Annotated in this window: 17 protein-coding genes; all 17 read right to left on the reverse strand. The window is 33.7% G+C overall.

Annotation, left to right across the window (positions count from 1 at the left end; translation table 11 throughout):
* Positions 1–99: 99 nt before the first annotated feature.
* Positions 100–1,824 carry an S-layer homology domain-containing protein gene (locus tag B5D41_RS04495; RefSeq protein WP_078809420.1) on the reverse strand — a complete coding sequence of 575 codons (1,725 nt, stop codon included), beginning with the start codon at positions 1,822–1,824 and terminating at the stop codon, positions 100–102.
* A gap of 631 nt (positions 1,825–2,455) precedes the next feature.
* Positions 2,456–2,908: an S-layer homology domain-containing protein gene (locus B5D41_RS04500; protein ID WP_078809421.1), complete on the reverse strand. Its 453-nt coding sequence runs from the start codon at positions 2,906–2,908 to the stop codon at positions 2,456–2,458.
* A 90-nt stretch (positions 2,909–2,998) separates the two neighbouring features.
* Positions 2,999–3,397, reverse strand: a complete 399-nt coding sequence (gene ruvX / locus B5D41_RS04505; protein ID WP_078809422.1) for a Holliday junction resolvase RuvX — start codon at positions 3,395–3,397, stop codon at positions 2,999–3,001.
* Positions 3,398–3,405: 8 nt separating this feature from the next.
* Positions 3,406–4,641, reverse strand: coding sequence for a DUF3084 domain-containing protein (locus B5D41_RS04510; RefSeq protein WP_078809423.1), 1,236 nt, complete (start codon positions 4,639–4,641; stop codon positions 3,406–3,408).
* Between the two features lie 65 nt (positions 4,642–4,706).
* Positions 4,707–5,801, reverse strand: a complete 1,095-nt coding sequence (locus tag B5D41_RS04515; RefSeq protein WP_078809424.1) for an LptF/LptG family permease — start codon at positions 5,799–5,801, stop codon at positions 4,707–4,709.
* 9 nt (positions 5,802–5,810) lie between these two features.
* The gene (lptB, locus tag B5D41_RS04520; protein ID WP_078809425.1) at positions 5,811–6,527 is read right to left on the reverse strand and encodes an LPS export ABC transporter ATP-binding protein; all 717 of its coding nucleotides are present in this window, start codon (positions 6,525–6,527) and stop codon (positions 5,811–5,813) included.
* Positions 6,527–7,096, reverse strand: a complete 570-nt coding sequence (locus B5D41_RS04525) for an LptA/OstA family protein (protein WP_159442884.1) — start codon at positions 7,094–7,096, stop codon at positions 6,527–6,529. Before B5D41_RS04525 ends, lptB begins: the two co-directional genes overlap by 1 nt.
* Positions 7,086–7,700 carry an LPS export ABC transporter periplasmic protein LptC gene (lptC, locus tag B5D41_RS04530; RefSeq protein WP_078809427.1) on the reverse strand — a complete coding sequence of 205 codons (615 nt, stop codon included), beginning with the start codon at positions 7,698–7,700 and terminating at the stop codon, positions 7,086–7,088. The genes B5D41_RS04525 and lptC overlap by 11 nt, the downstream gene beginning before the upstream one ends.
* Before the next feature lie 21 nt (positions 7,701–7,721).
* Entirely contained in the window at positions 7,722–8,606 is an 885-nt protein-coding gene (locus B5D41_RS04535; protein ID WP_143555660.1) for a lysophospholipid acyltransferase family protein, read from the reverse strand.
* Between the two features lie 21 nt (positions 8,607–8,627).
* Positions 8,628–9,158: a KdsC family phosphatase gene (locus B5D41_RS04540; protein ID WP_078809429.1), complete on the reverse strand. Its 531-nt coding sequence runs from the start codon at positions 9,156–9,158 to the stop codon at positions 8,628–8,630.
* 54 nt (positions 9,159–9,212) lie between these two features.
* Entirely contained in the window at positions 9,213–10,184 is a 972-nt protein-coding gene (locus B5D41_RS04545; protein WP_078809430.1) for a KpsF/GutQ family sugar-phosphate isomerase, read from the reverse strand.
* A gap of 3 nt (positions 10,185–10,187) precedes the next feature.
* On the reverse strand, positions 10,188–11,015 hold the full coding sequence (gene kdsA, locus B5D41_RS04550; RefSeq protein ID WP_078809431.1) for a 3-deoxy-8-phosphooctulonate synthase: 828 nt from the start codon (positions 11,013–11,015) through the stop codon (positions 10,188–10,190).
* Entirely contained in the window at positions 11,016–11,753 is a 738-nt protein-coding gene (kdsB, locus tag B5D41_RS04555; RefSeq protein WP_078809432.1) for a 3-deoxy-manno-octulosonate cytidylyltransferase, read from the reverse strand.
* A complete protein-coding gene (gene lpxK, locus B5D41_RS04560; protein ID WP_078809433.1) occupies positions 11,735–12,883 on the reverse strand; it encodes a tetraacyldisaccharide 4'-kinase in 1,149 nt (382 codons plus the stop codon). Before lpxK ends, kdsB begins: the two co-directional genes overlap by 19 nt.
* A gap of 14 nt (positions 12,884–12,897) precedes the next feature.
* A complete protein-coding gene (locus B5D41_RS04565) occupies positions 12,898–13,545 on the reverse strand; it encodes a lysophospholipid acyltransferase family protein (protein ID WP_078809434.1) in 648 nt (215 codons plus the stop codon).
* 20 nt (positions 13,546–13,565) lie between these two features.
* Entirely contained in the window at positions 13,566–15,302 is a 1,737-nt protein-coding gene (gene msbA / locus B5D41_RS04570) for a lipid A export permease/ATP-binding protein MsbA (RefSeq protein ID WP_143555661.1), read from the reverse strand.
* A gap of 2 nt (positions 15,303–15,304) precedes the next feature.
* Complete coding sequence (lpxB, locus tag B5D41_RS04575) at positions 15,305–16,438, reverse strand: lipid-A-disaccharide synthase (RefSeq protein ID WP_078809435.1); 1,134 nt, start codon at positions 16,436–16,438, stop codon at positions 15,305–15,307.

Raw genomic sequence — 16,438 nt, forward strand, 5'->3', positions numbered from 1 at the left:
TTCTATAAAAAATTGCGAATACCTTCATAATATAAAAAAAGACCTCCGGGAAATCCCGAAGGCCTTAATTCTAAGCTAAGTCTATAGTTAAGTTTCTAATTAAAACTTAACCTTGAACTCTCCATTAATAGACTCTGCTCTATAGTTATTAGTTGTAGTTGTATTATCTTCAAAGTCTAATACTCTATAGTCAACTCCTACAGAAGTATTATCAGTTAACTTGTGGTCAGTACCTACTGCATAGTATTCTCTTTCAGTATCTGCTGTTCCATCTTCAGTTTCAAACTGAACATCAGCAGTTAAGGCAGTAGCTTCAGTAAGTGCTAATTTATTTCTAACGTCTAGAGTAGTAGTCTCTACTCCGTTATCAATATCTTCTAACTCATAGTTAGCAACAGTAGTTAACTTATCATTTAACAACTTAGCGTCTACACCAGCTTTAACAGTTTCAACGTCATTATTGTTATCAGAGTCAGCTAACTCATAGCTAGCCATTACATTAGTGTTAGAAGTTAGAGCATACTTAGCTCCTAATTCTGTAGTTAAGATTTCATCATTAGCAATTTGATCATCTTCATCTTCTACATTAGCGAATACGTTAAGCTCAGGAGTTACATTCATATCTCCAGAAACTCTATATCCTTTAATACCTGGTTCATAGTCTTCTTTATCATCATAAATATCGTCGTCACCTTTGAAGTCATTATACCCATCAAAGTTCTCTCCAACTTTCTTGTAACCAACAGCTGCATTAACAGCTCCTACTTTAGTAGAAAATTCACCATCCACTAAGTAGTTATCTTCTAAGTTATTATCATATTCGAAGTACTTAACATCAGAACTAACTTGTGGAAGTAAATCAGTCTTAGCAGTTACACCATAAACTGCATCGTCATTAGCTTGGTAGTATTCACCAGTTAAGTCAACACCAGCGATATTTCTAGCTACCTTAGCAGCTTTAAGCTCGTTAGCATTAGTAGCATCATCATCTTGACCTCTAAATACGAAAAGATCAGTTCCTAGTGCTTTACCAGTTACTTCTACACCTTCTACGTCTTCATCATCATAGAAGAAATTAGCTAAGTGATAATCTGCAAAGTCACCAGCTTTGAATCCAAAGCTTGGAGTGTCAATTGCTAATAAAGCATCATCTAACTTAAATGCCGGTGCATCAGTAGCAGGTTCACCTGCCCAGTCAATACCATTAGCAAAACTATCAGCCATTGTGTCTAAAGTTAAGTTAACAGTAGTATCCTCATCAACGATAGTCTCAATATTAAAGTCTAACTCCTGCTTAAATTCTTTCTGAGCTGGAGCATCATCATCTAAAGTGTCATCCCAATCTTCCCAATACTGACCATCTTCAGTATTTGCAGTTCCAAAGTCAGGATTTCCTTCTAAATTAGTGTCAGTGAAGATAGTATTTGCTTCACCACTGATTCTTACATTAAGTCCTTTGTCTTCTAAAGCAGTAACTCTCTTATCTAAAGCAGCTAATTCATTCTTGAATTCAGTTTTTAAAGCTTCTACATCTTTAGCTACTGCAGCTTGCTGCTCAGAAGTTAATTGATCTTGGATATCCTCATTTTCTAATTGAGCAGAAAGTCTAGCAGCAATTACTGCCATTTGATATCTAGTTAATTTTTCGTCACCTCTAAATGTTCCATCTTCAAACCCTGTTATAATTCCTAGTTCACTTGCTTCTGTAATTGCGTCATAAGCCCAATGATCAGTTGGCACATCACTGAATGGATTTGCCATTACCGGTGCAGTTAATGCGAATAACATTACTACAGCCAATAGAATAGATACTTTCTTTTTCATTTGTAAATCCCCCTAGATTATTTGTTAGTTTAGTTTTTAGTTTGATTCTTAGTTTGATTTTTGGTTTATATCTACTCTACTTTAGCTCTTCGCAGTTTACATAATCAGGGGAAGTTCAAAAATGAGTGACCGTGTTTCCTCATCTCTTATTATTTCCCTAACTTATGTTCACTTCTATCCAGCTAAAGTATTTCGAAATAGTTCATTCTTAAATTACAGCACCCAGGCTATCTATGGGGTTCACCTCCTTTCTGCCTGAATTAACCTACTTTAAGAATGAAAACTTTATTAACTATTATAAATGAAACATTATAAATACAAAGTCAATATACTTTCAAAAAGTGTCTTAATCACCAGTTACAATTTATGTAACCCGTTTACTTTCTCTGTATTTTATTGACTATATTTAACTTGCTATTTTATTTATTCTACTTTTTTCGACATATTCCTGCAAAAAAATTTAAGCAAAATCTGGTAATTGATTTTATTACAATTTTTTATTTAATATTTAATTCTTCCTCACTTTATTTATTCAACTATTTCCTCTTAAATCCTCTTGGTAAGATTATGTAAATAGGAAAAGACCTCTTTAATAAGAGGTCTTTAGAAATAATATGTATTCAGTTAAAAATTAATTAGAAGCTGCTGCTATTATAGCTATTACTATTGCAGCTATACTTAACTTATTATTCGTTTCTGATTTCTTCTTAAGAGTATTAATATCTGACTTATTCTGTTCTACTTCTGCCTTAACTAGCTCTAACTCTTGAGAAAATTCAGTTTCTAAGGCACTTAACATCTGTTGAACCTCTTTTTTCTGTCCGTCACTTAACTGAGCAGACTTCTTTTCTACCATATCTGCAATTCTAGCTGTAGTAACAGCCATTTCATAGCGAGTCATAGATTCCTCTCCATTGAAGTCACCTTCAGGAGTACCCTCCATAAGACCTAGCTCTGCTACTTTAGAAATTGCATCATACGCCCAATGTCCTAATGGAACATCAGTAAAAGGGTTAGCTGCTAATACTGGCATTGCAACTGTTAATAACATAATAAACGTTAACAACAAGGCTATTCTCTTCATCAAATTCCCTCCTCACTAATAATATGCTTGATATTTAATTTCTATATTCAACTTAAAATACCTTTTATTTAAACAAATAATAATAAATTATTATTTGCCTTTATTTAAATATCGTTCAATTAAAATCACAGCTACATAGTCATCAACTGGACAAGGAGGAGTTTGGAATGAAGTAGGAATAAATCTACGCCAACCTTGAGGTGGATTCTTCTGCCAATAAAGTTCTCTTGCTTCTAAAGTTGAATTGGTCTCATCTACCTCTTCAATCCTAACCTCTTTTCTATAGCTTTTTTTAAATTTATTAATTATATCTTGTGATAACGTTCCATCTCCAATAACTATAAGGTCAATTTGATGAGTACTTAATAATTCTTTAACCATCTCAACTAAATTACTAGTTTCCACTACCTCTTTTTTTATTATAACGTCAGTTTCTTCAGTTAATGCTAAACCACACTTTTCTCTACCAGGATCTATACCTAAAATCAATTATTATATCACCTCGCTAAAGACCGAACTACAAACTTAATATTTGAGGTTAAAGAATCACTACGCCAAATATCTTCTTTGGCTACTACTTTTATTTGAACAGGCTTTTCTAACTTCTGTAATTTATTAAATAAGGAATAAAAACGACTGAAATTTAAATTACCTACTTTTCCTTGTGAGTTAGGAATTAATCCATCTTTAATTGCTTGATTATTAATTTCAGTTAAGAAAGATTCCAATTCATCTTCTAAATCTTGTAAAGAATCTATATTATTTATCTGCTTTCTAGATATTAACTGATTTTGACGATATACTTGATGATCTTCATATAATTTAAACCTAGCCAATACTTCTTCATCTTTTAGAGTATTTTTTTGAGCAATTAATCTAACTACCATTTGTTGATCTTGCTGTCTTAAAGTTTTAGCCACCCTAAGTAAGTCATCTTCATACATCTTTATGACTCTATCATCTTCATTCTCCTTAATTCCTTTTTTAACAGCTGCTTGGTTTGCTTTCATAATGAATTTATCTAAACTTTCGACTGTAATCTTATCAGACTTACCTGCCTGAATAGCCTTAGAATAAATTATTTCACCTTTTTGATAGACTATATCTCCCGTCATTGAATTGAGGTACTTTTGACCTACAAATTTCAGACTATACGAAAGATCATCTACCCGTTTTTCTAAATTCTCCTTCTGTTTATTCAAATCTTTAATCTTACCTTCTAAAGATTTAACTTCCTGTCCTAAATCATCAACCTTATTTAATAAATCCTTCTTTACTTTTGTTAGTCTTTCTAATTCTTTTTGCGATTTTTTTAATTTTTCTTTAGCAGATTTATATTCATCAATTGTTTGTTGTAGCTGTTTTTGAATATTTCCCTTCTGCTTCTTTAAATTATTCAACTCTTTACCTTTAGCATCAATTTCACCTTGCATCTCGCTTAGCCTATCATCCTTAACTTCAACTTTTCTCGATAACGTATTCAATTCCTTAACCATAGCCTCCATATTAAAGAGCGCCATTCTTACTCCCCGCGAAGTAATCAATAAGAAGGTAATAGTAATTGTTGTAATTAAAATCCCCGTTAAAATAGTCACTAAAATAGAAGTATGTTTAGGTCGTAATCCAAATAATGATAACCTTTTACGTCCTACTTTCATCCCAATTTGATCACCAATATATGCTATTAGTCCACTAATAATAATTAAAATAATAAATAATAGAGTGATATCCATACTACTACCTCCTTACTGGTTAGGTATTCTTGAGAATGTCTATATCATCTTTATCGTGTAGTCCTTTATCGTGTAGTCTTAATAACTAGCCCTATTCCTACTATAGTAAAGATTATATTCTGCAACCATGCTCCTATAGCTGGTGCTAGAGTGCCTGCTTGACCTAATGTAGACCCAATAGTCATGAAAGTGTAATAAATAAAGATAATAACTATACTTAATCCTAATCCAATAGATGCTCCAGAACGATTAGGTTGCAACCCTAAAGGGGCACCTACTAAAGCAAAGATAAAACATGAAAAAGGAATTGCATATCGCTGATGGTATAAGACTCTTAAAGAAGCTGTATCTCTCCCCTCTTCTTCTCGCAGTTTTATATACTTATCTAATTCATTTAAACTCATTTCATCAGGTTCCTTTTGGGCTCTAGTCATCTGCTTAGGTTCTCTATTTAATTTCTTTACAAAATATTTATTAAATTCCATAGTAGGTACTCGCTCTTTAGAACTGGTATTATAAATGATTCCATCAATAAATTGCCATTGTTTATCAGTCCATTTAGCCTTATTAGCCTCAATTACCTGCACTACTTTACCATTACTATAATCTTGAAATGTTACATCTTGCATAGTCATAGTTGACCCATCAAAAGTGTAAGCATAAAAAATATAATCTATTTTCCCAGTCTTAGGATCAATTGGAGTAATCCGTAGATGTTTTTGAGTAGTCGGCATCTTCTCTCGATGTTTTACATCCCAAGTTATTTTTCGATACATATCTTGACTATTAGGAACTACTGTTTCATTTAATACAATAGTTAAACCACTAATTAAAAAAGCAATAATTAAGACGGGAATTATTAACCTAATAAAACTAACACCACCAGCCCTTAGGGCAACTACTTCACTATCTCCAGAAAGTCGACCAAAAGATAAAAGAGTAGCCAATAACATAGCCATAGGAAAAGTTAACACTATTACCTCTGGTAGACTTAAAAAGAATAATTTACCAGCAGTACCTATAGAAACTCCCCACTCTATCATTAAATCTGCTAACTCAAATAAGATATCAGTTCCAACGAAGAGACTGGTAAAAGCAAAAACTCCAAAAAATAATGGTGCCATTAATTCTTTAATTATATATTTATCTATTATCTTCATCCTGTCACCTCACATTTGAAACTTATCTCCTAAATAAAACTTTTTAGCTAACTCACTACTGGCTATCTCCTCTGATGTACCAGATAAAAGTATTTCACCCTCATGCATAATATAAGCTCGATCTGTAATTTCTAGAGTCTCTCGAACACTATGATCTGTAATTAAAACGCCTAACCCTTTTTCTTTTAAATAAGAAACAATTTCTTGAATATCACTTACCGCAATCGGGTCCACCCCAGCGAACGGCTCATCCAAAAGAATATATTCAGGCTTAGTAGCTAAAGCTCTAGCTATTTCAACCCTCCTACGTTCTCCACCAGAAAGTGTATAACCTTTTTGATCTCGAATATTTTGAATATCAAATTCATTTAATAAAGATTCTACTATTTCCATATTATCCTCTTCGCGGTCTATCATTTCTAAAATAGCTAATATATTTTCTTCTACCGTCAGTTTTCTAAAGACTGATGCTTCCTGTGCTAAATATCCAATCCCTGCCCTAGCCCTTTTATGCATAGATAGTTTAGTAATATTTTCATCTTTAAGATAAACTTCTCCTTGATTAGGTCTAACTAAACCTACTACCATATAAAAGGTAGTAGTCTTTCCCGCACCATTAGGCCCTAAAATCCCAACTATCTCTCCAGGATTAACAGTAAAACTAACATCCTCTACTACATTTACCTTATTATATGTTTTGACTAAATTTTCAGCTCTAATTGTCATTACTTTTTCTCTCCTGAATTTTGATTTTTAGAAGGTAAAGTAAGTTTAGTTCTTCCTATTGAATTTATCTTCTCTGTTTTAAGATTAATGATAACTTTATCACCAGTTAACCTTCTATCTTGATCAATAACTACTACTTGACCAGTTAATACAGCTTGATCCTTCTGATTTAAAAATCGCAATTGGTTAGCATCTGCTACTAACTTCTTAGATTCCATGTGAGCATTACTTGGAATAAAAAGCTCTTCCTTAGCAAAATCAATTTCAAATTTACTACCTGTTACTCTCCAACCTTGACTATTTAAAATAGGGTTTCCTATTAATTCTCCAGTTTCAGTAGAATTATTTAACCAGAATTTATCACCTGTCATTCTACCTTGATTACTATTAACTTTAACATCACCTTTAGCTACTAACTTATCATTCTCTAAAGTCATCTGATTAGCTAAAATTTCAAATTCATCTTTTGTCGCTTCCTTAGCTGTAATTGACGGTGTCCATCCCATATTAACAATTAATAAACTAATTAAGACTATAACTAAACCTATACTTTTTTTATTAAAAGTCAACCTCATCACCTACCTTTAGTCTTTCTAACTTGGTATCTCCATTAACCTGTAGCCTATCTAAATCAATATAAGCAGTAAAACTATCACCGGTTAACTTTATATTCTTCTTTTTTTGAATAATTACTACATTGCCCTTACCTTGCCAATGATTCTTACTTTGATTCCAATTTAAAAGATCAGCCTTTACTTTAAGTCCTTCTTTCATTACACTTAGAGGAGGAAAGAATTCTAATCTGCCTTCTTTAGGATAATAAATCCCCTTAGCTGCCACTAATGTAACATTTGGTTTATCTTGATCTTTTTGCTCATCAAATACTTTGGCTTTTATCTTTCTAAGTTGAAGATGACTCTGATTATTTAGTTGAATCATCTTTTCAGCCTCTAACTTTAACTTAGTAGTCTTATCTACATTATAAACTTTTAATAAAGCATCACTAATTTCCTTCTGGGGAACTTCCTTCTTTTCCTCTTTTTTAATTTCTTCTTTCTTTGGCTGAGAAGATTTAGTATTAGAATTATCTGCCATATTATCATTATTCATACTAAAAAAAAGTCCACCAGCTATTAGTAATATAATAAGTACTCCTATTAACCTACGCCACACTCTTCCCCCCCTATCTATAAATCAATTATTTCTAAGATCAGGCGAATACTTCCAACGGTTATGTGCCCATAACCACTGTGTCGGATATTCTCTAATTATATCCTCTAAAGTAGCCGTTAACTCTCTAATTTTTTTATTAGTCTCTTCTTCGGTAATATTCCTTTTTACTTTCACCGGCTCCCTAATAAATATCTTATGTTTTCCAATTTCTTGTCTAGCAATATATACCGGAATAATTGTAGAATTAGTTCGAGCCGCTAATGCCACTGGTCCTAACTCAACTCTAGCCTTTAACCCAAAAAATTCTGTATAATGATCAGAATGTCTAGATTTTTGGTCTCCTAACATAAAAAGTCCTTCACCCTGCTGTAAAACCCTATAAGCCTTTTTAACAACCATACCTTTATTAGAAAAGATATCTATCCCTTTCTCTTCTCTAGTCCGTAGAATATGATCATTAATTAATTCAATACCTTGGTCTCTAGCTAAAGCATTAATAGAAAAACCTTTCAAAGCTAAAGCAGCTCCTAAAAGCTCCCAATTACCAAAGTGACCTGTAAAGAGAACAAATCCCTCTTTTTGCTGTTGAGCTTCTTTTAAATGTTCTATTCCTTCTATTTCTATAACTTCATCTACATTTTCCTCTGTAAGTTGTGAAAGGCGTAGAAACTCAATTAAAACCATTCCTAGGTGACGAAAATTAGCTTTAGTTAATTGATCTGCTTCTACATCATCTACCTCTAAGGCCAATTTTAAATTCTTAATAGCAATTTGCCGTCTGGTTTTAAGTAGAATATAGACTAAATCGCCAAACCTCTTTCCTATAAAATATGCAAGAGGCTCTGGTACTAGATTAACTACTATCTCTAGTAATCGATATAGCATATAGATTATTATATCCTTCACCTTCTCCAGCCCCTTTACCAATTAAAGTAGCTTCTCCCATTTTCCTTGCATCTTTAATATTAATTCAATAACCTCTCTTATGGCTCCACGGCCACCATCTTTCTTAGTTATATAGTCAGCCTCTTCTTTCACTTCATTAACTCCATTAGCTACAGTTAAGGCTAACCCCACTCTTCTTAAGAGTAATAGATCATTTAAATCATCACCAATATAAGCTACCTCTTCTGAATCTAGATCATATTTACTTAATAATTGGTTAAAGGTAGCTACTTTATCCTTAATCCCTTGATGGACTTCAGTAATAGCTAACTCTTTAGCTCTACGAGTCACTGCTTCAGACTCACGCCCCGTAATGATAGCTACTTCAATTCCAGCCTCTTGAGCTAACTTAATCCCTTTCCCATCTTGCACATGAAAAAACTTCATCTCCTGACCATCATTACCTAATATAATTCTCCCATCAGTCAATACACCATCTACGTCGGTTATGAATAGTTTGATATTTGTTGCCTTACTCGTTAGTTGCTGCCGATTTGTTACTTCATCTTGCATATAAAGCACCCCTTTTTTTTAATTGACAATTGACAGTTGACAATTGTCAATTAATTAGAATACTCCTGCTTTAAGTAAATCTTGGAAATTAACCATACCAATTGGTTTTCTATCTCCATCTACAACTGGTAGGTCATTAATCTCTTTATCCTGCATTATCTTAACAGCTTCCACTGCTAATTTATCAGCAGTAATTGCCGTAGGGTTAGCAGACATGATTTTTTGTGCTGATAATTTCAATAAATCAGGTGACTCTTCTAGCTGACGTCTGACATCACCGTCAGTAATAATTCCTACTAATTTTTCATCTTTATCTATAATATTAGCAGCTCCCATTTGAGTAGAAGTCATTGTAAATAATACTTCTTTTAATGGCTGCTTTTGATTTACTACTGGATTCCTCTCTCTAACATGCATTACATCGTCAACCTTTAGTAATAATTTTTTACCTAGACTTCCTCCTGGATGATAAAGTGCAAAATCTTCAGGTTGAAAATCTTTAGATTCTAAAAGAGCTACTGCTAAGGCATCACCTAATGCTAAAGTAGCTGTAGTACTGGCCGTTGGAGCCAAGCCTAACGGACATGCTTCCTCTTCTACACTAGTATCTAAATAATAATCAGCATTTTCAGCTAAAGTAGAATTAACATCTCCGGTTAAGGCTATAATCTGAGCTCCAATTCGCTTAATTACCGGCAGAATTTCAATAATCTCTTTGGTTTCTCCACTATTAGAAAGAGCAAATACGATGTCTTTGGCTGTTACCATTCCTAAATCTCCATGAATAGCTTCACCAGGATGCAAAAAGAATGAAGGGGTCCCAGTACTAGAAAAAGTAGCTGATAATTTCTGAGCTATCAACCCGGACTTACCCATTCCAGTCATGATTACTCTCCCAGGACATTCTAAGATTACTTCTACTAATTCAACAAAGGTCCCATTAATTGAATCACTTAAATTTCTTATAGCTTCAGCTTCTATATCTAAGACTCTACGTGCTTGTCTCTTGATTTTTTTGGAATTCACTATTTAGCCCTCCTTAACGATCTTATCTATGGCTTTAGCTTGGCGTAAAATATTCTCTAATTCATCTATTCGAACCATATTTGGTCCATCGCAGAGAGCCTCTTTAGGTTGGTCATGAACTTCCATAAATAAAGCATCTATCCCAGCACCGATTGCTGCTCTAGTTAAGTATGGTACGTATTCTCTTTCACCAGCAGATTTGTCTCCAGAACCTCCAGGTAATTGAACACTATGAGTTGCATCAAAGACCACAGGATAGCCTGTCTGTCTCATTCGTGGTAAAGACCGCATATCTACTACTAAATTATTATATCCAAAAGAGACTCCACGTTCAGTTAACAAGATTTTTCCATTTCCTGTGCTTTCTATCTTTTCTACTACATTATCAATATCCCATGGAGCTAAAAATTGTCCTTTCTTTACATTAACTACCGCTCCAGTTGCTCCTACAGCAGTTACTAAATCAGTTTGACGAGAAAGAAAAGCTGGAATCTGCATAATATCTAATACATCTGCAGCCTTTTTAGCTTCTTCAATTGTATGCACATCTGATAAGACAGGTAGATCTAACTCCTGTTTCACTTTCTCTAAAGTCTTTAGACCATCCTCTAAACCAGGCCCACGATAAGATTCAATAGAAGAACGATTAGCCTTATCATATGATGACTTAAAGACATATGGAATATCTAATCTATCTGTAATCTCTTTAACAGCTTCTCCTACCCTAAGACATCTTTCTTCACTTTCAATCGCACAAGGACCAGCTAATAAAACAAATCCATTCTCTCCTCCAAACTTAATATCTTCATTAAGTACAACCTCTTTAACCATCTATATCTCCTCCATTAATTCTCTTACTTTAACTAAATCCTCTTCTGTATCAACTCCAATAGAAGTATGTTTAGTTTCAACTACTTTGATCCGATATCCGTTCTCTAAAGCTCTTAATTGTTCTAATGACTCCATCTCCTCTAAAGATGTGCTCTCCATTTGAGCAAACTTTAATAGAAAATCTCTCTGATAAACATATAATCCAATATGTTTATAAAACCTGCCTGCTTCTTGATTATCTCGCAGATGAGGAATTGGAGCCCGAGAAAAATAAAGAGCATAACCTTCTTTATCTGTAACTACCTTAACCAGGTTAGGATTATTTAATTCAGTTAAGCCTTTAATCTCTTTTTTTAATGTTCCCATAACTATTGCTTCATCTTTTAGTAAAGGCTTAACAGCCTCTTCGATCATTTCTGAAGCTATTAATGGCTCATCTCCCTGAATATTAACTATAATATCGGCTTCTATCTCAGTAGCTACTTCAGCCAATCTATCGGTCCCAGTTTGATGGTCTTTAGAAGTCATTACTACTTCTCCACCGAATTGATTAACAGCCTTTTGAATTCTTTGATCATCAGTAGCTACAATTACTCTATCTAAAACCTCAGTTTGGCTTGTTCTTTTATAAACATGTTGGATCATAGGTTTACCACAGATATCCACTAATGGTTTACCTGGTAAACGTGTCGATGCATAACGAGCCGGGATAATCCCTACTACTTCCTTGTCTTCCATCTTCTTCCCTCCATCTTAGATAATAACGTCTCAATTCTAACTTCTTCACCAAGTACTTCAACCTCAATACCTAATACCTTCACATCTATTGATTGTTCTTTAATTTTAACTACTAATTCTGATGACATACTTACAGCATCTTTTTCGGTAGTAATAATTAATTCTACATCTTTTTCGATAGCTTTAGAAAAAATCTCAACGATCTCATCTTCTTGATATTGATGATGATCTTCGAATCTAATAGAATCTACTACATTAGCCCCTAAATCAGTTAAAGTTTGTTCAAAAGATTTAGGATTGCCTATTCCTGAGACCGACATCACCTTTTTATCTGATAAGTCTAAATTGGAATCAAGATTAATCTCGCCTCCTAAACCACGTAAATAGGTAGGTGAATGAATAGTATCAAAAATAAGTGCCATATGATTATAATCATCAAGTTTAGCTCTAATCTTATTAATTTCATCTTGAGAGACTTGATCTACTTTAGTTATAAAGAAAACATCAGCTCGCTCTAAACTACATAAAGGTTCTCGCAAGGTCCCTCGAGGTATCATAGAGCCATTGGAAAAAGGATTTGTAGCATCAATTGCTACCACATCTATATCCCTATCTAACTTCCAATGCTGAAACCCATCATCTAACAGAATAATATCTGGTTCAAAATGTTTATAAGCATATCGTCCAGTAACTACCCGATCACTACCAATAATTATCGGTACATCAGGTAAACTCTGAGCTAACATAAAAGCCTCATCTCCAGCTTCTTTAGGAGTCATTAAGACCTGTTTCCCATCGGAAACTAACCCTATACCTCCTTCAAACTCTGCTTTATATCCTCTATTTAAAATAGCTACTTTTAAACCTCGAGCCTTAAATTTCCGAGCTAAAAATTGAGTAATCGGTGTCTTCCCAGTCCCACCTACACTTATATTGCCTATACTAATAATTGTACACGGAATATCATGAGACTTTTTAATCCCAAGATCATAAAGTTTAACTCTAATCTTTACCCCAATATAATATATATTAGCTAATATTGAACAAATAAATAGTACAATTCTGGCCATAATTCCTTTCTTATGTCCTCTAATCACTTCTAATAGATAGTTCTCTAACTTATGATTCATATAAATCAACCATCCTATCGGTTTAATAGTTGTTTAGCTTCTTCTTCTGCTTCCATTAAATGCTTATCTACTTTTGCTACTTTCTTTTCAATTTCACTTTGATTAATATCACTCTCTATTTCTACAGCTTCACCAAAGAAAAGAACTGCCTTAGCAAATAAATACGGTAAATGAAATCGATCCCAACTATTAATCACCTTTCTCTTAGATAAAGCTACACCAACAGGAATAATTACACTATTACTCTTCTTAGCTAAATAGACAGTTCCTGGCTTAGTCTTATGACGAGGTCCTCGGGGACCATCAGGAGTAATGGCAATATGATTTCCTTTTCGTAAGGTCTTAATTAACTTTAATAAAGACTTAACACTTCCTTTAGAAGTAGATCCTCTTACAACCTTCCAGCCTAACTTCTGCAAGACTCTACTTATATATTCGCCATCGCGACTCTGGCTAGCTAAACCATAATAACCTTTACGGCGAAAATAATAAATTGGCACTAACATTTTTCCATGCCAGAAGGTAAAAATCAAGCTTTTACCTTCTGCCTTTAATTCCTCTAATTTATCATTTCCAAACACCTGTAATCGTAAAGTTATATTAATTACTAAGACTAAGATTAAAGCAAATAAATAGATGAAATAAGTCTTAATCTTCTTCATAAAAAATCCTCCATAATCCTTTAATCGGCAAACTGTACTTCATATAAACTACTATATAAACCGCCTGTGGCTAATAACTCTTCATGAGTACCTGTCTCTATAATTTCTCCTTCGTCTAAAACAACTATTCTATCCGCATTCAAAATCGTAGATAGTCTATGGGCAATTACAAATGTTGTTCGATTCTGCATTAATCTTTCTAGAGCCTCTTGTACTAATGCTTCTGATTCTGTATCTAAAGCAGAAGTAGCTTCATCTAAAATTAATATCTTAGGATCTTTTAAAATAGCTCTAGCAATAGCAACTCGTTGTCGTTGTCCTCCGGATAGACTAGAGCCTCTTTCACTAACTGCAGTGTCATATCCATCTGAAAACTCCATTATGAATTCATGGGCATTAGCTGCCTTAGCTGCAGCAACAACCTCCTCTTTAACTCTATCAATAGAACCATAAGCAATATTATCCTTAACGGTACCTCCAAATAACATAGTCTCTTGGGGTACTATCCCCATTTTATCACGTAATGACCCAATAGTTAAATCCTTAATATTATATCCGTCTATTAAAACTTCACCATTCTGTGGGTCATAGAATCTAGGAATTAAGTCGACTAGAGTAGATTTCCCAGCTCCACTAGGACCAACTAAAGCAACTACTTCACCAGGATTAGCTACTAAATCAATCCCTTTTAAAACCATTTCATCTTCATTATAACTAAACCACACATCTTTAAACTCAATCTTTCCATCAACCTCTCCTAATTCAATAGCTTCTTTCTTCTCTTTAATATCTACCTCTAAATCCATAATCTCAAAGATTCTATCTGCCGCTGCTAATGCTTGCTGAATAGTATTAGATAGCTTGCTTAAAGATTTAATAGGACCAGAAATAGTAATTAATAACGTGAAGAAAGCTAATAACTCTCCGGGAGTCATATTGCCTTTAATTACTTCATAACCTCCATACCATAATACAAAAGTAAAGGCAAAAGAAGCTAAGATTTCTACAATTGGAGTCAGACTAGCACTTAATTGAGTATTCTTCATAGTAGCTCTAAAGTTTTCATGATTCTCTTGACTAAACTTATCATACTCATACTCTTCCTGACCAAAGGCCTTAACTATTCTTACTCCAGTAATTGTTTCCTGTAAAACCTCAGTAATATCTGCTACCTTAGCCTGAACTCTTCTGCTCACTTTTCTTATTCGTTTGTTAAATTTAATAAATACATAAGTCACCGGTGGAAAAATAATTACAATCGCTAATGCTAATTTCCAACTTAAATAAAACAGATAACCAAGCCCTCCAACTAATGTAAATGTCTTATAAAATATACCGATTGCCCCAGAAACTATGGCACTCTGTAGTTTACCTACGTCATTAGTTACTCGGGACATAATTTGACCTGTATTCATTTTGTCATAAAACTTTAATGATAAATGTTGCAGATGATGATATAAATCATTACGAACATCTCGGATAGCCTTTTGGGCTACATATGAGGTTAAATATTTCTGTGCGTAATAAGCAATTCCTTTGAGAAAAAAGACAACAATAATTCCTGCCGCAACCCAACTTAATTTAACCAAACCTTCACCTGTATTTGAAATATTGTTAATCATAGTGTCAATTAAATCTTTAAATACCTTAATAAATAATACGGTTAAAAAGGAATGGAGCATCATTGCTACAATAGCTGTTGCTAGTCTTTTCCGATAAGGTTTAACATAATTTAATATACGTTTGATTAGTTCCAATCTTAATTCACTCCTCCTACTTGTAGGACCATCTGAGCTACTTTCTTAATTGCTCCACCATCACCTAATTTAGTTACTACAGTCTGTAAATCTTTTTGAATCTGCTGATAGTATTCTGGTGAATCCAAAATTTTTAAGCTAGCTTCAACAATATTGTCTGGTTTCACTTCATCTTGTAATAATTCTGGAACTATTTCCTTCTCCATAATAATATTAGGCAACCCTACATATGGAATCTTAACCAGTAGATTGCCTAATAACCAGGTAAGCAGTGAAGTCTGATAAATAATTACCATAGGTGTCCCTAAACAAGCAGCTTCTAAAGTAGCCGTTCCTGAAGCTACAATAACCAATTTAGCTAAATCCATGACTTCATAAGAATGACCTGATACCATTCTAATATTAATTTCATAACCCGAAACTATTCTCTCTATTAGCTGCTGAGAAATAGTCTCAGCAACTGGTAAAACAAATTTAATATTCTTCCTTCTGCTTTGCAATATTTCTGCTGCTCTTAACATTGATGGTAATAGAGACTCAATCTCTTGTTCTCTACTCCCTGGTAAGAGCCCAACAATATCCTTATCTAAATCGACTAATTCATTAACCGATTCTTTTAAATTAAATTTTGACTCTACTATATCCAATAAAGGGTGTCCTACAAAGTTAACCTCTGCTCCAGCTTCATTATATACTTCAGCTTCCATAGGAAATACCGAAGCAATTTTAGCCTGACGTCGAGCCATCTTCTTAGCTCTCCATTTACCCCAAACCCAGGCTGAAGGAGCAAAGTAATTAACTGTTGGTACCCTTTTTTTCTTTGTTAATTTTGCTACTTTAAGATTAAAACCGGAGTAATCAACCAACAAGGCTACATCCGGTTTCTCTTGGTCAATTGTTTTTTCTAATTTATCTAAAACCTGATACATTAAACGCAAGTGTTTTAAAGCTTCTATAAAACCGATGGTACTTAGCTTAGTAGGATCAAAAATAATATCAACTCCGGCTTCAGCCATCTGGGTACCACCAATACCTACAAATTCTAAATCATCATACTGCCTTTTCATCTCTTCAATAACATGGGCAGCATGCATATCACCAGAAGCTTCACCAGCTATTACTAAAACTTTAGCCAT

This window comes from Selenihalanaerobacter shriftii, from assembly GCF_900167185.1.
GTDB classification, from domain to species: domain Bacteria; phylum Bacillota; class Halanaerobiia; order Halobacteroidales; family Acetohalobiaceae; genus Selenihalanaerobacter; species Selenihalanaerobacter shriftii.